This window comes from Roseibium sp. R5 (genome assembly GCF_055755305.1).
Genome location: NZ_CM146910.1, coordinates 665,504 through 685,987, shown reverse-complemented (window position 1 = coordinate 685,987; position 20,484 = coordinate 665,504). Strand labels below are relative to the sequence as shown.

General features: G+C 56.6%; 19 protein-coding genes. 11 read left to right on the top strand and 8 right to left on the bottom strand.

Translation table 11 applies throughout. The annotated features are described in order from the left end of the window. Positions 1–224: 224 nt before the first annotated feature. The 4 genes from AC0J4F_RS03190 to AC0J4F_RS03175 form a co-directional block, all read right to left on the bottom strand. Complete coding sequence (locus tag AC0J4F_RS03190; protein ID WP_473025379.1) at positions 225–1,715, bottom strand: amino acid permease; 1,491 nt, start codon at positions 1,713–1,715, stop codon at positions 225–227. 4 nt (positions 1,716–1,719) lie between these two features. Continuing rightward, positions 1,720–3,102 (bottom strand): glutamate decarboxylase, encoded by a 1,383-nt coding sequence (gad, locus tag AC0J4F_RS03185; protein WP_473026399.1) that lies wholly within the window; start codon positions 3,100–3,102, stop codon positions 1,720–1,722. A gap of 242 nt (positions 3,103–3,344) precedes the next feature. Next, positions 3,345–4,130 (bottom strand): class I SAM-dependent methyltransferase, encoded by a 786-nt coding sequence (locus AC0J4F_RS03180; protein WP_133949201.1) that lies wholly within the window; start codon positions 4,128–4,130, stop codon positions 3,345–3,347. Continuing rightward, positions 4,127–5,320: a Rossmann-fold NAD(P)-binding domain-containing protein gene (locus tag AC0J4F_RS03175; protein WP_473025378.1), complete on the bottom strand. Its 1,194-nt coding sequence runs from the start codon at positions 5,318–5,320 to the stop codon at positions 4,127–4,129. Before AC0J4F_RS03175 ends, AC0J4F_RS03180 begins: the two co-directional genes overlap by 4 nt. Positions 5,321–5,849: 529 nt before the next feature. On the opposite strand from AC0J4F_RS03175, the gene creD reads away from it, so the two are divergent. Together creD and msrA are read left to right on the top strand one after the other, a co-directional pair. Continuing rightward, positions 5,850–7,268 carry a cell envelope integrity protein CreD gene (creD, locus tag AC0J4F_RS03170; protein ID WP_473025377.1) on the top strand — a complete coding sequence of 473 codons (1,419 nt, stop codon included), beginning with the start codon at positions 5,850–5,852 and terminating at the stop codon, positions 7,266–7,268. Between the two features lie 178 nt (positions 7,269–7,446). Continuing rightward, positions 7,447–8,091, top strand: a complete 645-nt coding sequence (gene msrA, locus AC0J4F_RS03165; protein ID WP_209172134.1) for a peptide-methionine (S)-S-oxide reductase MsrA — start codon at positions 7,447–7,449, stop codon at positions 8,089–8,091. A gap of 34 nt (positions 8,092–8,125) precedes the next feature. Here the strand turns inward: msrA and recQ are convergent, their stop codons facing one another. Together recQ and AC0J4F_RS03155 are read right to left on the bottom strand one after the other, a co-directional pair. Then, entirely contained in the window at positions 8,126–10,015 is a 1,890-nt protein-coding gene (recQ, locus tag AC0J4F_RS03160) for a DNA helicase RecQ (RefSeq protein ID WP_473025376.1), read from the bottom strand. A 124-nt stretch (positions 10,016–10,139) separates the two neighbouring features. Further along, positions 10,140–10,997, bottom strand: a complete 858-nt coding sequence (locus tag AC0J4F_RS03155) for an SDR family oxidoreductase (RefSeq protein WP_133949193.1) — start codon at positions 10,995–10,997, stop codon at positions 10,140–10,142. Between the two features lie 150 nt (positions 10,998–11,147). Here AC0J4F_RS03155 and AC0J4F_RS03150 point away from each other — a divergent pair, with 150 nt between their 5' ends. After that, entirely contained in the window at positions 11,148–11,609 is a 462-nt protein-coding gene (locus AC0J4F_RS03150; RefSeq protein WP_008197079.1) for a winged helix-turn-helix transcriptional regulator, read from the top strand. Positions 11,610–11,634: 25 nt separating this feature from the next. Here the strand turns inward: AC0J4F_RS03150 and AC0J4F_RS03145 are convergent, their stop codons facing one another. Both AC0J4F_RS03145 and AC0J4F_RS03140 read right to left on the bottom strand, forming a co-directional pair. Next, positions 11,635–12,534, bottom strand: a complete 900-nt coding sequence (locus AC0J4F_RS03145) for a GNAT family N-acetyltransferase (RefSeq protein WP_133949191.1) — start codon at positions 12,532–12,534, stop codon at positions 11,635–11,637. A 116-nt stretch (positions 12,535–12,650) separates the two neighbouring features. Beyond that, positions 12,651–13,028, bottom strand: coding sequence for an MAPEG family protein (locus tag AC0J4F_RS03140; RefSeq protein WP_133949189.1), 378 nt, complete (start codon positions 13,026–13,028; stop codon positions 12,651–12,653). Positions 13,029–13,154: 126 nt separating this feature from the next. On the opposite strand from AC0J4F_RS03140, the gene AC0J4F_RS03135 reads away from it, so the two are divergent. From AC0J4F_RS03135 to sucD, 8 genes are all read left to right on the top strand, one after another. Next, positions 13,155–13,529, top strand: coding sequence for a carboxymuconolactone decarboxylase family protein (locus tag AC0J4F_RS03135; RefSeq protein ID WP_133949187.1), 375 nt, complete (start codon positions 13,155–13,157; stop codon positions 13,527–13,529). Positions 13,530–13,662: 133 nt separating this feature from the next. Then, the gene (locus tag AC0J4F_RS03130; RefSeq protein WP_473025375.1) at positions 13,663–14,118 is read left to right on the top strand and encodes an arsenate-mycothiol transferase ArsC; all 456 of its coding nucleotides are present in this window, start codon (positions 13,663–13,665) and stop codon (positions 14,116–14,118) included. 99 nt (positions 14,119–14,217) lie between these two features. Next, positions 14,218–14,751, top strand: a complete 534-nt coding sequence (locus AC0J4F_RS03125) for a protease inhibitor Inh/omp19 family protein (protein ID WP_008196881.1) — start codon at positions 14,218–14,220, stop codon at positions 14,749–14,751. A 73-nt stretch (positions 14,752–14,824) separates the two neighbouring features. Further along, positions 14,825–15,610 (top strand): DUF7662 domain-containing protein, encoded by a 786-nt coding sequence (locus AC0J4F_RS03120; RefSeq protein ID WP_133949183.1) that lies wholly within the window; start codon positions 14,825–14,827, stop codon positions 15,608–15,610. Between the two features lie 279 nt (positions 15,611–15,889). Then, positions 15,890–17,080, top strand: a complete 1,191-nt coding sequence (gene zapE, locus AC0J4F_RS03115; RefSeq protein ID WP_473025374.1) for a cell division protein ZapE — start codon at positions 15,890–15,892, stop codon at positions 17,078–17,080. A gap of 173 nt (positions 17,081–17,253) precedes the next feature. Next, positions 17,254–18,216, top strand: a complete 963-nt coding sequence (gene mdh, locus AC0J4F_RS03110) for a malate dehydrogenase (RefSeq protein WP_133949179.1) — start codon at positions 17,254–17,256, stop codon at positions 18,214–18,216. 70 nt (positions 18,217–18,286) lie between these two features. Beyond that, on the top strand, positions 18,287–19,486 hold the full coding sequence (sucC, locus tag AC0J4F_RS03105) for an ADP-forming succinate--CoA ligase subunit beta (RefSeq protein ID WP_133949177.1): 1,200 nt from the start codon (positions 18,287–18,289) through the stop codon (positions 19,484–19,486). Further along, complete coding sequence (sucD, locus tag AC0J4F_RS03100; RefSeq protein ID WP_473025373.1) at positions 19,487–20,395, top strand: succinate--CoA ligase subunit alpha; 909 nt, start codon at positions 19,487–19,489, stop codon at positions 20,393–20,395. It begins immediately after the preceding gene. Positions 20,396–20,484: the final 89 nt, after the last annotated feature.

Sequence of the window (20,484 nt, the reverse complement as noted above, 5' to 3'; positions counted from 1 at the left end):
AAATCCGATTGCGATAGACCACATGTGGGAGCGAGATCACTGGCATTGAAATCAAGGTGTGCCACGCTTCCGTGACCTGATTTCCTTCAAAATATCAATGTGTTTTATGTGAAGCCGCTCCACGGCAGCCCGAATTGTCAAGGTGTGCATCACCTGCCATGACAGGGGCGTGAGCAGCCGTGAAGCCGATTAAACCTGCAAATGGCGCTACCAGCCCATAATCGTCAGGTTTGTTCGTCCGTTTTGGCCTGATCTTGGACCCAGGACGGGCGCTTCAAAGCGTGGATCAGGATCGGCAGGCCAATGAAAACAACAAACCCTGCCGTTACCACACCGACATAGGTTGTGGGGCTGCCCACGGGGAGCTGGCTTGGCGGAAAGAACGAGGTGACAAACGCAAAGGCCACTCCGGCAAAGCCGATCCCGGCCACAGTGATCAATCCGCCGAGGCCACCGGGCACTTTGTAACTTCGCTCAGTGTGCGGTTGTGTTAGCCGCAGGCGAACTGCAGCCGCGTACATCATCATATACATCACCAAGTATAGCGTGATCGTCATTGCCGACAGCAGGAAGAAGGCGACGGAGACATTTTTCAAGATAAAGTAGAGCAGCGCCAAAACGGTGACGATGCCGCCTTGAATCAGCAGAATTGTTACCTGCACTCCGTTCTTGTTGGTCCGCGCAAGAAAAGGCGGCAACTCGCCGTCACGGGCAGTTCGGAGAAGACCGCGGCTTGGGCCGGTGATCCAAGACATCACTCCTGCAAGCGCGCCAAGAGCGATCAACAGGGCAAGGATAGGCACGAGCCAGCCGAGGCCAAATTCTTTAAGCGCGATCTGCAAGGCCTGCATCGGACCTTGGTCAAGGGCAATCTCATTTGCGGGAACGATGGATGCAAGCGCCAACGAGCCCAGGAGGAAAAGTGCAACGATGATCACGACAGACAGGAGTATGGCTTTCGGGAAGTCCCGCGCCGGGTTCTTGAGTTCGTTGGCGTGAACTGCATGAACCTCAACACCGGCAAACAGGAGCACAATACCGCCGAGAAAAGCCAGGGATGACAGGCCGGTGATATGAGGAAAGAACCGCAAATGCGCATCGCCGCCGGTCACTGATGTGCTTTCCAAAAAAGCCATCGTTTGCCCATCCGCAATCCAGGCCGCACCGAGAGCGATGATCAGAAGTCCAGGGATCACGGTCCCGAGTAGAAACCCGCCCGAGGTGAACCGCGCCGCAGCGCTGGTTCCGGTCAAGGCAATTAAGGTTGCAAACCAATAGGCCGCGATGATGACCGACCCGGTGTAGATGCCATCATCGGCAAGTTCTGGCCGTCCGATGACATAGGCAAGGGACGCAGCTGCGAAAGCAAGCACGGTCGGATACCAGACCACGTTCTGGATCCATTGCAGCCAGATGGCGACAAAGCCCGCCCGGGCGCCAAACGGGGCTTTCACCCAATCGTAGACCCCCCCGGTTGAATGGGCGAACATGCCGCCCAGTTCGGCAGCGACCAAAGCGGCTGGTATCAGAAAAATAAAGGCGGCGAAGCCGATGTAGAACAGCAGCGTCGTACCTTCAACGGCCATCAATGGCAGGCCGCGCAGGCTGACTACGGCAGCGACTGTCATCATGGCAAGGCCGAGAACGGTGATTTTTCCGGTCGCTGAGCTGTCCTTGGCCGGACGCTCCGTGCCAGCCTGAGCGGGATCTGACATCGGTCTATCGTCCGTGGTGAAAGGAGGCTTTGGCTTCCCGGTTGCTCATCGGATTTCGATCGAGAAATTCGATCGTCCGGCTCATATCCTCAATCAACAGTTCCATAAGATCGCGGCCGATCCCATGGCGGACCATAACCCGCTGAACAATGAGATCATGCCGGTTTGCCGGAAGCGGATACGAGGCAATTTGCCAACCGCGCATGCGCAACCGCTCCGACACGTCGTAGAGCGTGTAGCCGCGGTCGGCGCTGTTCTTCAGGGAATAACAGACAGCCGGCAGACCACCATCGCCATTGTAGAGCATGTCGAAATGCCCGGTCTTTTCCAGCTCAGCGGCCAAATACTGAGCTGTGTCGGCACAGGCGCCTTGTACGTCGGTATACCCTTTCCGGCCAAGGCGCAGGAACTGGTAGTATTGCGCCACGATCTCGCCAGCGGGCCGCGAAAAGTTGAGCGCAAATGTTGGCACCTGGCCGCCCAGATAGTCGACGTTGAAAATCAATTCTTCCGGCAAATCTTCCGGTTCCCGCCAGATGGCCCAGCCGACGCCGAGCGGGGACAAGCCATATTTGTGGCCGGATGCATTGATTGATTTCACGCGTGGTAAGCGGAAATCCCAAACAACATCCTCGTGCAGGAACGGTGCAATGAACCCGCCAGAGGCTGCATCTACATGGATCGGGATATCAAGGCCGCGTTCAGCTTCGATCCGGTCGAGTTCTTTCGAGATTGCTTCGACGGGCTCATAAACGCCAGTAAAGGTCACGCCCAGGGTTGGCACAACGCCGATGGTGTTCTCGTCGACAGCTTCGGCCACCTGGGTGGCCGTCATGCAAAGCTCGCCGTCAAGGATCGGGAGTTCCCGCAATTCGACATCGAAGTAACGCGCAAACTTGTGCCAGCAGATTTGTACCGGCCCACAGATCAAGTTGGGTTTATCGGCCGGTTTGCCGGCGGCTTTCTGGCGCTTGCGCCATTTCCACTTGAGAGCAAGGCCGCCTAGCATCGCCGCTTCAGAGGACCCGGTCGTTGAACATCCAAGCGTGGTTTTTGCGTCCGGGGCGTTCCACAGATCGGCAAGAATGTGGACGCAGCGGTGCTCGATCTCGGCTGTCTGCGGGTACTCGTCCTGGTCGATCATATTCTTGTCGACGCAGTCCTGCATGAGCTGCTGGGCTTGTGGGGGCACATAGGTTGTGCAGAAGGTCGCCAGGTTTTGGCGAGAGTTGCCATCAAGCAGCAATTCGTCGTGGATCAGATTGTAAACCGTATCGGGGAGCGAAGAGTTCTCCGGCATCCGGAACTTTGGCAACGGCTGTTCGGACAAGTCGCGGGCATAAAGGTCAAAAACGTCGTCCCGCCGGCCGGGTTTGGATTGATGCAATGCCACTGGAAACCTCCCTGTGAATACAGGCGTGTGATGGATGCCCCATACGACCATAGAATTCAGATCATGTGCAATGCCTACCCTGGGCAGTGCATGCTGTCCTGTGACCCGCGTCACAAGTGTGCCATTCGGTGGTGGCCACTAAAGATTCTATCGATGCGAAATAAGAAAACGCCCCGGACAGCTTCCCGGGGCGCTTGATTGAGCGGAAGAATTTCTCAGTTGGCGGGTGGCCTGGGTCAGCCTTTGGCCTTGCAGACCAACAGGGTGCTGTTGCACCAGCCGCGCAGGCCCGGCAGGCGGCCAAGCGTCCGGGTCAAACCGATTTCCGCCGGTTTCAGTGGACCCCACTCGAATGTCTTGGAACGCAGGTGATGGAAGAGTTTTCCATGCCGGTTATGTTCCTTGTACCAGGGGCTGAACATGGGCGTGTAAGGCAGGACGCTGAGGTAACCGATGCCATGGGCTTCTTCGATATCGGCGGCCTTTTCGACGATATTCATCCATTCCTTGAGTGTGAAGCGGACATGGTGTTCCGGATAGTGCAGGTGGCCAAATTTTAGCCGGTCGAGCCGGTAGAGCTGCGGCACGACCGCAAGCACCAGACCACCCGGTGCGACCACTTCGCAGCATTGGCGCATGGTGGATTCAATCGCCTCGGCTTTCCCCGGAAGATGCTCCAGTACATCCAGCAGGGTAATGACATCCGGGCGCCAGGGCAGGTCTTCCTTGTGCTCGGACAGCTTCGTGGCATCGAGCACGATGTCCGGCTGGAAAGCGGCTTCGTAGTCGGCGCCGCAATATTCAAACTCCAGCCCGGTTGCGGCCAGATATTCCTTGGAGATCGAAGTCGAGCAGCCGATATCCAGGATCTTTGGCGGGTCCGTGCGGCCTTTGGCCCAGGATTTGATTTTCCGTGAAACCGTATCGAATTTCACAGTCCCGTAGAGATTTTGCTTTGAGTTCGACAGCTTCTTCACAAGATACTGTGAGTGTACTGTCAACTCGTTGGTTGTATCGGTCATAGCTGGTCCCTCTGCTCAATCCACAGCTGTGTACACAACGCCTCGCTGGCTGGCGTGATGCGATGAATTCCCGGCTCGTACGGATAAAAGGTGATGTCCGACATCAGGACGATCAGTTCGCCCAGAATGAGTTCGACGATCTCATCGGCGACGCTGCCAGATCCCGGAATGAAGTTTGCTGGATAACCGTCGTTGACGAGGCAAATCTGACGCTCGCCGTAGCCATTGTCGTTCTGTAAATGGAAGGCCCGGATTGATGGATGAATATCGGCGCTTGGCGCGGTTTCCAGATATTCGACATCAATCTCGATGCGCCGGGAGCTGGCGCTTGCGACCATACAGCCGCTGCGCAATTGGCGCAGCACCTGTTCCGTGATCGACAATCTTCCAGCTGCGCCAACGATCAGATCGCACTTCTCCAACTCCCTTGGTGACATGTGCGCCTGAAGACCGGAGAGGCGCGCTTCTGCCACCTTGAGCGGGTCGGTATCGATGACCATCGGAATGACATCAAGGCGGCGGAACGCATGGGCAACACCGGAGCCGATCCATCCCGCTCCGAAAACAGCGGCATGGCGTCCTGCAAGGGAGTTGCCGAGATCCCTGGACAGGCCGTCCAGGCAGCGCACGATGGTTTCACCACACCGTTTGGCTTCCAGCCGCTTCAGTTCGCTGTCGGCGCAATGCAGCACCGGCACTTTCAAGTTGAGCTGTTCGGCCCGCCACACACCTTGTTTGGTGATCTCGACGACACCCTCAACAAGGTCCAACTGATCGGCAAAACGTTCATGCAGCAGTTCAACGACATAGCCGCCAACTTCCTGGATCACCAGTTTCTGACCAGATGAGCGGCACTGCAGAAAACTTTTCTGAATGGCAGCTGCAAGCGTTTCCTTGAAATCGTCCTCGGTCTTCGGGCAATGCACGATAGAGCCATAACGCGATTGCCATTTCGTGCGTGTAGCATCGCTGCCGGAAGAATATGGAATACCGATGATGGCATCGAAATCCATGATCCCAGCCAAGGCATCAATCATCCGCATGGTGTCGTCGAACAGATGCGCGACCAGCATGAAGCGATGCGTTTCTGCCTGGCACAAGTCAAGGCGTTCGACCAGGGCCGGAAGATAATTCGCCCGGCGCACATAATCAGCGCTGGCGCCAAGAGCCATGTTGTTTAACGGTGTCATTCACAAAGTGTCCTTTGTTAACGAATTATTAAGAACTGGCCATGCAGCAGAAGACAAGCAGGGGTTGCCAAAAATCTTGGTATAAACCGGATTCATGGTTAACCCGCTTTTGTGGTAACTCGATTACCCTGAGTTGATACCTTGGCTAGTACACTGAAAACCCGTTCGAATTCTCAGTTGAGTTCGTTCCGTTGCCAACAATTGGTCCACAGCTTGTTCACAACAGATCTTGTGAGGATTGATTGCCAATCCGGGGGGTGAATTCCGAAACAGGTCAAAAGTATTCAAGTTTTATGTAATATTTACAAGGGCAAATATGCGGCACGCAGAGGATTGCAAAAGTCTGTTTAGCTAGCAAACTATACCGCTCGGCAGACTTGCCTTGGCCCAAACTGCCTAAATTCACGAGCCACCGGCATATTCAAGCCACATTTCCTCCGCCGAAAAAACATCGGGTGTTCGAACAATGTGCTGATTGTTCCGATTTGATAGCGCTTGTGGGCAACCCTTTGGCAGAGGATTGCAGAAAATGGCGAACGAAACATCGGCACCAACCGCAGATGACGAAAACGGATCTCCCCAGAACCGACAGTCACCGAAACTACCAGCAGTTCTGAAATCGCCCGCGGTCAAGGTTTTCCTGATCGGCTTCCTGACCGTTCTTCTTCTCATACCGACGACGTTTGTTTGGTTGCTCGTGGAAGAGCGTGCCGACCGCGCCAAGGGCGTGGCGGCGGATATCGCACGGTCCTGGGGAGGAACGCAGTCGATCAATGGTCCTTATCTTGCAATTCCATTCACGGAGACTGTCATTTCCGGAGAAGGCGAGAAGAGGCAGCGGACCGTCCATCATCGAACGGTGGTCTTGTTTCCTGAACGTCTGGAATTGAAAGGAGACATAGGCGTCGAAGAACGCCGCAAGTCAATCTACTCATTGCCGGTCTATAGTGGTCAGATGTCCATGGAGGGCCGGTTTTCTGGGCCGCCCTCCGGCATCTTCGAACCGAAAGACGGCGGCACGATCAAGATCGCAACGGACAAAGCCATGGTTGTCGTTGGCATATCGGATGTCCGCGCGCTGCGCAGCGAAGTCGCGATCCGTCTCGATATGGCAAAAACCGTGCAATTTGAGCCTGGCCTTGGTGCCTTGGCCAAGCACGGCGGTTCCGGTATCAACGCACCAGTCGCAGCTGATATCTGGCAAAGAGGCTTTTCTTTTGATCTGGCCATGCACCTGAACGGCTCATCAGCCCTTTTTGCAGCACCGGCCGGGCAGACGACACTGGTCACGCTCCAGTCCGATTGGCCGCATCCAGGATTTACAGGAGCTTTCCTACCTGAACAGCGTTCAATCACGGACAGTGGGTTTACCGCAAACTGGACCATCCCTTATCTGGCCCGGGGCATTCCCAAGACGATGGAGATCGACAGTTTGCCGCTGTCCGGCAAACTGATGGGTGTGAAGTTTGTCGAGCCGGTGAACTTCTATCAGACGATTTCGAGGTCATTGAAATATGCCATCGGTTTCATCAGCCTGACCTTTCTGGCAGTTTTCGTTTTGGAGATGCGATCGGGCTGGCAATTTCACTGGATACAATATGGGTTGGTTGGTTGTGCGCTGATCATCTTCTACGTGATGCTGTTGGCCTTCTCTGAGCATATTGGTTACGGGCCGGCCTACCTGGTCGCTGCAGGTTCGGCGACGCTGTTGAACGCCATCTACGTTGGGACCTCGCTGAAAAGCCGAATTGCAGGATTTGTTATCGCAGCTGTCCTGACCGGTATCTTTGCGACCCTTTACGCTTTGATGCGAGAACAGGACTACGCCTTGCTGATCGGATCTGTGATCGCATTTGCAGCTCTTGCCGTGACCATGTTCGTGACGCAGAGGATCGACTGGTCGGGGCTGGACGCACCGCGCTCACCATCTCACCGTCAGGCTGTCTAGCAAGAAAAACAGCGGTGCCTGTCAGGTGGGGTGGCGATCCACCTGGCGGGGCATAGCATTGGTCAGAAGCAACGTGAGTCACACATCCCTCACGGGCTTGTGCGGGAATGACAATGGAGTTGAGTTGCCTCCAGCTGCAGATGCGTTAGCTCTGATACCAACATACGGAGGATTTCTCATGAAGCGTCTTGCCCCGCTCGCCCTTGCAACTCTGATGACCGGTGCCGCCTATACGGTTCCGGCGAACGCCGAGACGGCGGTATTTGCCGGCGGCTGTTTCTGGTGTGTTGAATCAGATCTGGAACAGCTTTCGGGCGTTCGCGATGTGGTGTCCGGTTATGCTGGCGGAACCACGCAAAACCCGACCTACAAGAACTACGAACGTGGTGGTCACCGCGAAGTCGTTCAGGTCGATTTTGATGAGACCAAGATTAGCTATGGCGAGCTCTTGGCGATTTTCCTGAGAACAGTCGATGTGACCGACAGCGGCGGGCAATTCTGTGACCGGGGTTTTGGATACTCCACTGCGATCCATCCTTTGAACGCAGCGCAGGAAAAAGCGGCGAAGCAGGAAGTGGCAAAAGCGGAAAAGGCACTGGGCCGTAAAGTGGTGACCCCGATTGAAGACGCTGCAGTCTTCTGGCCGGCTGAGGACTATCACCAAGGCTATTACAAAAGCAATCAACGCACCTTGACCCGGTTCGGCTATGTAACCCGTGCCGATGCCTACAAAGGCTACCGAAAGGCCTGTGGCCGGGATGCTCGTGTAAAGCAAGTCTGGGGTTCTGAAGCCTTCAAGGGACTCCCGCAAGCCGGATCCTGATCAAACCACGATCTGCTCAAACTTTGAGGCTGGCTTAAACGCCGGCCTCGAAGGCTTCCACCAGATCCAGAACTGCTTCGCCATACTTGTCCAGTTTTGATTGGCCAATGCCGGAGACCGATAGAAGGCTGTCGGGCGTGACCGGGCGCGCCGCAGCGATCCCGGCAAGAGTGGCGTCGGGAAACACCACATAAGGCGGCACGCTCTGATCCCGGGCAATTTGGGTGCGCAACCGGCGGAGCCGATCAAACAGCAACCGGTCTTCCTGGTCCAGCTCATCCGCCAGAGAGGCAGCCCGCGATGTCCGGGTGTTCTTGAGGCCAGAGGCGCTGCGGTCTTTGCGCAGACGAATCCTCTCTTCACCCCGCAGAACCGGCCGCGCCTTTTCGGTCAAGACCAATGCGCCATATTGCGCGTGGTCAACGTCGACATATCCGGCAGCAACGATCTGCCGTGTGATCGACTGCCATGTTTTGAGAGAGTGCTCCTGGCCGATACCGAACACGGAGAGACTGTCGTGGCCGAAGCGGGCGGACTTCTCGCTGGTCTTGCCCAGTAGAACATCGATCACATGTCCAGTGCCGAAGCGCTGGCCGGTCCGGTAGATCGCCGACATGAGCTTCTGCGCAGGTTCCGTGCCATCCCATGTTTCCACGGGTGACAGACAGGTGTCGCAGTTTCCGCAAGGTTCCGGGTAGGTCTCGCCAAAATGCGCGAGCAAGGCCTGGCGCCTGCAGCCCGCCGTTTCGCAAATTCCGAGGAGTGCGTTGAGCTTGGCATTTTCTGCGCGTTTGACCTCGTCCGGGGCATCGCCCTCCGCGATCATTCGCCGGCGTTGCACGAGATCCGCCATACCATACGCCATGAAGGCTTCGGACGGCGCACCATCCCGCCCGGCGCGGCCTGTCTCCTGATAATAGGCCTCTACAGATGAGGGCAGGTCCAAGTGGGCCACGTAGCGCACATCCGGCTTGTCGATCCCCATACCGAAGGCCACCGTGGCCACCAGGCAAAGATCCTCCTCCAGCAAAAACGAATCCTGATTGGCTGCCCGCTGTTCTGCAGGCAAACCCGCATGATAGGGCAGTGCACGAATGCCCTTGGCATTTAGCCACTCGGCGATGTCCTCGACCTTCGCCCTGGAGAGGCAATAGACGATGCCGCACTCGCCCTTGTGCTTCTTCAGGAAATCCAGAAGCTGCTGGCGCTGGTTGTTCCGTTCAACGATCTCATACCGGATGTTGGGCCGGTCGAAACTGGTCGAAAAAACTTCCGCCTCATCCAGCTTGAGTCGCGCCTGAATGTCTTTCTGGGTGTGCGGATCGGCTGTTGCTGTGAGTGCTACCCGGGGGACGCCCGGATAGCGTTCCGCCAGGGTGGAGAGGCTTAAATATTCAGGGCGGAAATCGTGGCCCCATTGGCTCACGCAATGCGCCTCGTCAATGGCAAAGAGCGCAATGTCGAGCGTATCGAGGAGCTTGCGAAAGCTCTCACTGCTGAGCCGTTCCGGCGTAACGTACAAGAGATCAATTTGTCCACGTTGCAATTCCATACGTAAATCTGCTTGTTCGCCAGGCGTGAGCGTGGAGTTTAAAGCAGCTGCGTTAACGCCGGCGGCTGTCAACGCGCCGACCTGGTCCTTCATCAGCGCAATGAGCGGGGAGACAACTATCCCGACACCGCGGCGACAAAGCGCCGGGATTTGGTAACAAAGCGACTTGCCGGCACCTGTTGGAAAAAGCACGACTGCATCCCGGCCGTCGACAAGCGACTGGATAACTGCCTGTTGCTTTCCCCGGAAATCACTGAAGCCGAAGATTTTCTGCAGCACAGCCAAAGGGCGGGCCTCGCCGGTCACTGGCGGTGTAAGCGTTGCCTGAATCGGGTTGGGTTCCTCTGCGGCGGGCGCAGGTGAAGCGGACATGTTCGAATGATTCTCCTGAACTCATCGCACCATGTCTTATTCGCTGCCCGGAGGCAATTCAGGCTTGTGGACGAAATGCGGCGGCCAACAACAATTGCCCGGCCGCCACACCTCCAGTTTCGTGTCAGGCAGCGGATTGGCTGAGGGCCGACTGAACGAATGCAGCGAGGGGCAGAGGCGGATGCCCGATCAACTGTTCCAAATCATCGCTGGACGTCTCAAGGGCCCCGTGTGCCGCAGCTGCGTCGGCATCGGCTAAAGCGTTGGCAATTCCGCCGGGCAATCCTGCGGCAGTGAGTGCGGCAGCGTAAGCGGATTGCTCCATGTTCCGGAAAGCGATGGTGCGGCCGGCCTGCCGGGATACTTCAGCCGCAAGCTCTGCTGCGGTGAAACCGCTGCCACCCAGTTCAAAAACGCGGGTGGAGGTATCTTGCCCGGTGAGGACAGAAGCGGCTGCCTCGGCATAGTCCTGTCTGCTGGCTGCTGAAATGCGTCCTTCGCCGGATGCTCCGGCAACAGCCCCTTGTGCCAGCGCTGCGGCCACGGCACCGCTGTAATTCTCAAGATACCAGCCATTGCGCAGGATGGCATGGGCAATGCCAGAGGCTTTCAGGAGGGCTTCGGTTTCAACATGCTCTGCGGCCAGGATCATCTTGGAGCGGCCGGCATTCAGCAGGCTTGTATAGACAATGAAGGATACGCCGGCCCGTTTTGCCGCTTCAATAATGTTGCCGTGCTGGCGGGTCCGCGATCCGACTTCACTTCCGGAGATCAGCAGTAGGCGGTCGACGCCCTGAAGGGCCGCGGCAAGCGTCTCGGGCGCATTGTAATCAGCATGCACAATGCTGACCGTGGTGCTGGCAAGATCTGCTGCCTTTTCCGGAGAGCGGACAAGGGCCCTGAGGGCGGGCGTGTTCTGACGGGAGAGGTGTTTGAGGACAAGCCGTCCGAGTTGGCCGTTCGCGCCTGTGATTGCAATCATATCTGGTCTCCTGTTTTACGATACAGGCCACCTGAATTCACCCATTTGAGAGGCGTATCCGGCCTGTTGCAAACGGATATGGCTTGTAAACAAACTTTTAGTAAGTACATACAAAAAGGTAAGTATGGAGTTTTTTACCGGAGCCGGAAAATGATGGAAAAACGGGATCGAAGGCGGGATGGCACTCAGCCAAAGCTTGAGGGGGAAACAGCCGCCGATCCGGAACCTTATGCAAATATTGCCGGAGAGCCGCTGTCTGAGCTCGTGCGCCGCGGAGAGCTATTCAACGTCAACTGTCCCTCGCGGGCTATCCTGAAGCACTTGACCAGCCGGTGGGGCTGTCTCGTGCTGATTGCCCTGTTGGACAGTGAATACAGGTTTGCAGAATTACGCCGCAAAGTGGGTGGAGTCAGCGAAAAGATGCTGGCTCAAACGTTGCAGACGCTGGAGGCCGACGGGTTCCTGAACCGGATTTCCTATCCGGTCGTTCCACCACATGTGGAGTATTCCCTGACACCACTGGGCCAGGAAGCGGCGGAAAAGGTGCGCGACTTTGCGGACTGGATCGAGGTGAATATCGGCCGGATTTTGAAGGCGGGCAAAAACAGTTAGCGGGGGATTTCGCAAACCGGAGTGCTCAGAATTCCGCGTCCGGGTCACTTGCCAGGGTTTCTGCACAATGGATGCGCATCTGCTCGGTCAGCTCTGTCAGGTCGCCGTCCAGCCGTTCCGGGCGGATCGGCTTGCCGAAGTGCACCCGGAATTCGGCATTTTTCTTGTTCAACAGCTCATTGAAAACGGTCATGTCGCGCAGTTCTGTCGAGACTCGGGCCAGGAAATAAAACAGCCCGGAATTCCGGCCGCCCATGTGCATGGGAATGATCGGCGCCTTGTTCTTACGCGCAAGAGCCAACGCAGACGTCATCCATGGGCGCTCGGTGAGCTTGCCCTCGTGCCAATAGGCAAGACGTCCAGACGGGAACAGGACAACGACGCGCTCCTTGGAGAAGGCGGATGACGCAATCTTGAGCGTTTCTTTCGACTTTTCACGGCTTTTGAAATCTGCCCGCCACTCAACCGGAATGATCATGTCTGCAAGCTGCGGATTGATGCGGATCGCGTCTCGATTGGCGAAGATTGCCAGGTCTTCACGCCGCTCCTTGATGGCATCGAACAACACAACACCATCGGCAATACCTGTGGGGTGGTTTGATACCAGGACGACCGGCCCGTCCGTTGGAACGCGGTCCAGGCCGAGGGTCGTGACGTTCAATTGCAACAAATCGCTGAGGTGCCGGAAAACGTCCACCGCGCTCATGTGATCGATGGTGTTGGCCATTTCGACGGCTGACCGGTAGCGCAGGATCTTGAAGGCAAACGGACGGATGAGGGGCCACCAGGGGCTCGCCATCACCTGTTTGCCGCGTTCTGCAATCAGCACATCCACTATATGAGGATCGGCGGGAAGGCGCGTTGCCACCGTTTCATTTTCATGACGGGTGGGAAGCGTGGTGGTCGTCTGGTCTGTCGTCCGCACTCTTTAACCCCTGCCGGTTTCGATGCTCGATCCACACTGCCATGGTTAGCGAAAGCAGTCCGGCCATGCAAATGTTCAAAATAGAATTGGGTTTTTAAATGTCAGGCTGTTGCGTTTTAGCTCCACACGGGGCTTGTGAATATTGCGACGCAGGTCAGGAAGCCTGCGGTCCAGGCCAGTGAGCGTGGGTTTGATCGATCCGTCCAGTAGCAGAACACATAAATCACCCGCAGCATCACAAATAGGACTGCCAGCTGGTTGATCCAGTAGTCGGACCCGCCTTGACCGATCCCGACGATGACAGAGATGGCAAAAAGAGGAAAAGCCTCAAAGCCGTTGGCCTGAGCTGCTTGTGCCCGTGCCCGGAACCCCTCGCGCCAATAGTCAGGATCGCGCGGATTGGCGTTATCAAAGTCCTTGTTCAGCTTTGCCGGAAAGGCCGAAAGGATCGGAAGAATGGCGGCGGCAAGGATGCACCAGATGGCAAGCGGCACAGTTATCTCCATGACGTCGAGATTGGGGTGCGCCTTCATTCGCATGCAAATTGAGTGATATCAACGCCAATCGCGCAAGTGCGTCTTTAAGTATCCATCCGTCAGCAAAACAGCGGAGGAGCGAACATGTCCGTTAGCGATTGGCAGTCCTTTATTTCACAGACCGACAAGAGAATGGCAGATCTTCGGGGTGGCATCCCCGGTGTCACAAAAGGGTTTCACGACGTTGCTCGCTCGGCCATCAGTCCGGGTGCTTTGGATTCGAAGACCAAAGAATTGATCGCTCTTGCGATTGGAATTGCTGCGCGCTGCGATGGTTGTCTTGCCTACCACTCCAAGGCGGCCGCAAAATATGGTGCGAGCCGGGAGGAGATCATGGAAACGATCGGTGTCGCGGTTTATATGGGCGGCGGCCCGTCGATGATCTATGGAGCCGAAGCGCTGGCGGCATTCGATGCATTTTCCGGACACGGCGCGTCCGAGGCCCAAGACCCTAATTAGTATTCAGAAGATTGGCTGTTTATCCGCTGAGAATGTCGGGCACAGCCTTAAACTGTCATAATAGGGTCTGAACCTTTGGCTATGGCATCCACGAAATTGGGAAACATGCCCCAACTTCGCAAGAGGATTCCCTGTGCCAAAAACCACCGTGTTGTTTGTGTGCCCCGACAACAGTTTGCTCGGGCCGATGGCCGAAGCCTGCCTCAACTCCAGAGGCAGCGGCCTCATGCGGGCCTTTTCTGCAGGCCTTCAGCCTGCGGCGCAGATCAGCAAGAATGTCAGCCGCCTTTTGTCGGAACATGGCGTGAGCGCGCAAGGCCTTTCGCCGAAATCCATTGATGTGTTTTTGATGCCATATGCGATCGTGCCGGATCGGATCATTTATCTGAGCGACGTAAAGGCGATCCTTCAACCGGCGTCCTGGAAGGGGACAACATCAAGCCATTGGTGGAGCGTGACGGATGGCGGCGCCTTGAGCGATGATTTTGCGGCCTGTTCTGCTTACCTTAAGCGTATCTGGCAAGCGATTGACGGCCTGATTGATCCGTCCGTCCCATCGGAGCTTTCCACTGGCAACAAGGTTGCCTGACGGAAATTTGTAGAGTTTCCGCGGGAGCCTTTGGATTTTCGCCAAATTGTAGGCTAAGAGTGGCGGCATATTGGGACGTCATTCAGGGACTGATTCGTTATGAAGCGTGCGGCAAACTTGGGTTTGGTTGTGGGGTTGGTGATTCTCGCTGCGGGATGCCAGAGGCTTTCCGGCGGACCGAATTATGCTGCTCCGTTGCCCGCCACGCCGACGACACCGGTCAACTCCGGTGCTTTGCAGCCGCTTGACCCTGCAGTCCCGGGAACTGAAACCGCGACAGCCGGGCTTGATGGAACCGCACCCACAACCGACGGTGCCGTGGCAGCCGTGACACCTCCTGCGAACGCTCAACAAGTAGGCCGTACCGACCTCCTCGGCGGCTGGAAATTGGCCTCTGGTGCCGACAATTGCATGGCATTCATGACCTTGACGACCTGGTCTGGCGGCTACCGTGCAAATACCAGAGGTTGTGCCACGCCTGTGCTGACCGGAATTTCCGCATGGGATCTGAATGGCAATCAGGTGGTCTTGAAGGACGGGAGTGGGCAAACCGTTGCGCAGCTCTACTCCAGCCAATCCGGGCGGTTTGACGGCCAGACGGCTACTGGAGTGCCAGTCTCTCTTTACCGTTAACAGCCCTCAGTATTTTTTCTGGACAATACGCGCAATGCGTGTATTTTTGCATGGTCAACTAAGGACTGTGCAAATGTCAAAATATGAACCTTTGCGGGAACACTTGGCCAGAATGGACGACGTGGTGTGGGCCGCGAAGCTGGACGAGGTCGAGGAGATCATCGGATCAAACCTGCCGCGCAGTGCCAGAGAGCATCGCACCTGGTGGGCCAATTCCGGCGGTAGTCTGGTGCATCAAAATGCTTGGCTGGATGCTGGATGGCGTGTCGAGCGGACGGACCTGAACCGGGACGTCATCATTTTCCGGCGCCTCCGGATCGGTGGAACCAACATCGCAGCCCAGAGCCAACGCGCGCAAAAGGATGTTCGAAACCCTCAGCGCGCTGCTGAAAAGCGCTTGACCCGGGAAATGGCTTCCTTGCGGCAGCCGGCGACCGTGACCCTGCGGACCGAGTGGACGACCCTTGGTGACGTTCAAAAGACACCCTGTTCAAATTCAACGATCCCGAGGGATGCGGGCGTCGTCCGTTTCGCCGCCATGGATGGGGAAGAGGTCAGGACAGTGATCATTGCAACGCAATCGATCCACAAACTGTACCGTGCTCTTCGTTTGGAGATGAAGGGCATGTCCGGGTCTGATGAAGATTTGCCGGCACTCAAACTCATCAACAAGTCCGGTTTTGACCCCAAGCAGCCCATTGAGTGCGATGTTGTGAAATCTGGAAATGCTTGGTTGCTCACCGATGGGCGCGGCCGCAAAGCCAAAATGGATGACAAAACTGAATGTCATCTCGTGGCGCAACTCCTTTACGTGCAAGAGCTTCAATCTGGCCGGACGAGCAAGCTTTTGCAGGTTTGACGGGGCCGCCGCACCCTGACCACTTCCTCCAAAATTTCTCAGGGTGGTCCTCTCCAGCGCCTGCTGGAGAGGATTTTTTGTTTCGATCTCAAGTCGTTGGCTGACGAATGCCAGAGATCGGGAGTTTTAATTGATTTAAACGCACAACTAGTTTTGCGAGGTTCCAATTGGCAGTCCCGCAAACGTGTCATGTCAGAAGTGCCGTAACGCTTTTTGATAGCTTGCATCTGCGACGTTTTGACAGTATCCCCGCCCCCAAAAGGTCCCGCCTTACCCTCCATGAACTTTCAGGATGGAGCGCCGCACTTGAAGCTGGAATTGCCGGTAAACCGCGCCTTGGGCGCCCGCTACGATGCGCTTGTCGCATCCGGTGATATTTCTGAGGACCCCGTTCAGCGCGAGGCAGTCCGGCATCTTGATCTTCTTAACACCCGACTTGGCGAGACACGGCTAGCTTCTAAGAAGAGCTCGCTTGGCTGGCTGTTTGCCAAGAAAAAGAACCAGCTCTGGGCCTCCGTTCAGGGGCTATATATGTGGGGCGGAGTCGGTCGGGGCAAAACCATGCTGATGGACCTCTTCTATGAGGTCACCGTGATCCGCCGCAAACGGCGTGTGCATTTTCATGAATTCATGGCCGATGTGCATGAACGGATCCATGCGCACCGGCAGGCGCACAAGCGGGGCGAAGTAAAAGGCGACGATCCGATCCCGCCCGTGGCGGCACAAATCGCCGAAGAGACCCGGCTGCTCCTCTTCGACGAGTTTTCCGTCACCGACATCGCCGATGCGATGATCCTGGGACGACTGTTCACGCAGCTGTTCGAGTTGGGGGTCATCGTTGTTGCCACTTCGAATGTGAACCCGGACCTCCTCTACAAGGATGGTTTGAACCGGCAGCTTTTCACGCCATTTATCTCGCTCTTAAAGTCCAAGGTCAGTGTCTTGCATTTGGATTCGCCGACCGATTACCGGCTTGAAAAACTTGCAGGATCTCCCGTCTATTTGACGCCGCTTGGGGATGAGGCGAGCGTTCAGATGGACGATCTCTGGCTGCGTCTGACTCACGGTATGCCGCCGCACAAGGAAGAGCTCGAAAACAAGGGCCGGAAGATCCCGGTTCCCTGCACGGCAGCCGGCGCGGCGCGGTTCACGTTTGACGATTTGTGTACGCAGCCGCTTGGAGCAAGTGATTACCTGCGTATTGCGCATGCCTACAGCACACTGTTTCTGGACGGTGTGCCGGTCCTGTCGAAAGCCCGGCGCAATGAAGCCAAGCGATTTATCACACTTATTGATACGCTTTACGATAACGGCATCAAACTGATCATCTCCGCTGCGGCTGAACCAGCCGATCTTTACGTGTCGACAGACGGAACGGAGGCCTTTGAATTCGACCGGACGGCGTCGCGTTTGATCGAAATGCGGTCTGAAGCCTATCTGGCGGGTGAACGGCGTGAAAGACACGCATAGGTACGCATTCCCTATAGGGGAGGAATGTGTGCGGGAATAAATGAAAAAATTTGGTTTTGCTGGCGCAATATACTTCTGGCGAGGTTGCGCGGGCGGAACAAAGGGAGTAGTGCCATCGTCAGTCATCGGCGGATGGCATGGAGTTCCATCTTACGTAAAGGGAAACTTTCGATATGGCGCGGAACAAGATTGCCTTGATCGGCTCGGGTCAGATTGGCGGCACGCTCGCTCACCTGGCAGGCTTGAAGGAACTGGGGGACATCGTTCTCTTCGACATCGCGGAAGGCATGCCGCAAGGCAAGGCACTAGATCTCGCAGAGTCCTCTCCGGTCGACGGGTTTGATGCCAAGCTGGCAGGAACCAATACCTACGAAGCCATCGAAGGCTCCGACGTTGTCATCGTTACCGCAGGCGTGCCGCGCAAGCCGGGCATGAGCCGCGACGATCTTCTGGAAATTAACCTCAAGGTCATGGAGCAGGTCGGCGCAGGTATTGCCAAATACGCTCCAAACGCGTTCGTCATCTGCATCACCAACCCGCTCGACGCGATGGTCTGGGCTCTGCAGAAGTTCTCCGGCCTGCCGAAAAACAAAGTCGTCGGCATGGCTGGCGTTCTGGACAGCGCCCGCTTCCGTTACTTCCTTGCTGACGAGTTCAATGTTTCCGTTGAAGACGTCACCGCATTCGTCCTTGGCGGCCACGGCGACACCATGGTGCCGCTGACCCGTTATTCCACCGTTGCAGGCATCCCGCTCACCGATCTGGTGAAAATGGGCTGGTGCACAGCCGAGCGTCTCGAAGAGATCGTTCAGCGCACCCGTGACGGTGGCGCAGAGATCGTTGGCCTCCTGAAAACCGGTTCCGCTTTTTACGCACCGGCAGCGTCCGCGATCCAGATGGCTGAGAGCTACCTGAAGGACAAGAAACGCGTTCTGCCATGTGCAGCTGCCCTCGACGGTCAGTATGGCCTGAAAGATACCTATGTCGGCGTTCCGGTGGTGATCGGCGCAGAGGGTGTTGAGCGCGTCATCGAAATCGACCTGCAGGGCGACGAAAAAGCCGGCTTTGAAAAGTCGGTCGCGTCTGTCGATGGCCTGGTTGAGGCCTGCAAAAAGATCCAGCCGGCGCTCGCATAAGAAAGCGCCTGCCGACGAGTTTTAGCGGCCGCCCCGTGTTGGGGCGGTCCTCCGACAACGGGGGAAACACATGAACATTCATGAATACCAGGCCAAGGCCGTGCTGAAGGAATTCGGTGCACCAGTGGCCGAGGGCGTTGCGATCTTTTCTGCTGATGAAGCAGAAGCCGCTGCCAAAAGCCTGCCGGGCCCGCTTTGGGTCGTCAAATCCCAGATCCACGCTGGTGGCCGCGGCAAGGGCAAGTTCAAGGAATTGGATGCAGATGCCAAGGGCGGTGTCCGCCTCGCCTTCTCTTTGGACGAAGTGAAAGCGCATGCAGCGGAAATGCTTGGCAACACGCTGGTGACGGCCCAGACCGGGGAAGCTGGCAAGGTTGTCAACCGTCTCTACATCGAAGATGGCGCGGACATTGAGCGTGAGCTTTACCTCTCCATCCTCGTTGACCGCACCGTCGGCCGTCCGGCATTCGTTGTGTCCACCGAAGGCGGCATGGACATTGAAGCTGTGGCCGAAGAGACCCCGGAAAAGATCATCACGCTTCCGATTGATCCGGATACGGGTGTCACTGAGGCGGATGCTGCCAAGCTTTGCGATGCGCTCGAATTGACCGGCGCGGCACGCGAAGACGGCTTCAAGCTCTTCCCGATCCTGCACAAGGCGTTTGTCGAAAAAGACATGGCGCTTCTGGAAGTGAATCCGCTGATCGTCATGAAGGACGGCCACCTGCGTGTTCTCGATGCCAAAGTGTCCTTCGATGGCAACGCGCTGTTCCGCCACGACGATATCATGGCCCTGCGCGACGAGACCGAAGAAGACGCCAAGGAAATTGAAGCGTCCAAATACGATCTCGCATACGTTGCTCTCGACGGTGACATTGGCTGCATGGTCAACGGCGCCGGCCTTGCCATGGCGACCATGGATATCATCAAGCTCTACGGTGCAGAGCCTGCCAACTTCCTCGATGTTGGTGGTGGTGCGACCAAGGAGAAGGTGACGGCTGCATTTAAGATCATCACGTCTGATCCGAACGTCAAAGGCATCCTGGTCAACATCTTCGGCGGCATCATGCGCTGCGACATCATCGCGGAAGGCGTTCTCGCCGCTGTGACCGAAGTCGGTCTGCAGGTTCCGCTCGTTGTGCGCCTTGAAGGCACGAACGTTGAACTCGGCAAGAAGATCATTTCCGAAAGCGGAATGAACGTGATCGCCGCTGACGATCTCGACGACGCCGCCCAGAAAATCGTGAAAGCCGTTAAGGGGGGCGCGTAAATGTCGATCCTCGTCAATAAAGACACGAAAGTTATCGTTCAGGGCCTGACCGGCAAGACCGGCACGTTCCACACGGAACAGGCTCTTGAGTACTACGGCACCAAGATGGTGGCCGGTGTGCACCCGAAAAAGGGTGGTGAAAAATGGTCTGCTGGCGTCGAAGGCGCCGCAGAGCTGCCGATCTTTGCTTCCGTAGGTGAGGCAAAGGAAGCAACCGGTGCTGACGCCTCCGTGATCTACGTTCCGCCGGCAGGCGCGGGCGCAGCGATCATCGAAGCGATCGATGCGGAAGTCCCGTTCATCGTCTGCATCACCGAAGGCATTCCGGTTGCCGACATGGTCAAGGTCAAGGCGAAGCTGGATAAATCCAAGTCCCGTCTTCTCGGCCCGAACTGCCCGGGTATCCTGACCCCTGAAGAGTGCAAGATCGGTATCATGCCGGGCTCCATCTTCAAGAAGGGTTCCGTGGGTGTTGTATCGCGCTCCGGCACACTTACCTACGAGGCGGTCTTCCAGACCTCCAACGCAGGCCTCGGCCAGACAACGGCTGTCGGCATCGGCGGCGACCCGGTCAAAGGCACCGAGTTCATCGACGTCCTAGAAATGTTCCTGGCCGACGACGAAACACAGTCGATCATCATGATCGGTGAAATCGGTGGCTCTGCGGAAGAAGAAGCGGCTCAGTTCCTGAAGGACGAAGCCAAGAAAGGCCGCAAGAAGCCTATGGCTGGCTTCATTGCGGGCCGCACGGCGCCTCCGGGCCGCACCATGGGTCACGCAGGTGCTGTGATCTCCGGTGGCAAAGGCGGTGCTGAAGACAAGATCGCCGCGATGGAAGAGGCCGGTATCAAGGTGTCTCCGTCCCCGGCGAAGCTCGGTGAAACACTTCTCGAAGTGTTGAAGGGCTAAATACAAAAGAAAATCCACTGCGGATTACGGAAACTGTTTACGTTTCCTGCTGCATGGTGAAAGGATAGGTTACGGCGCGGCAACGTGCC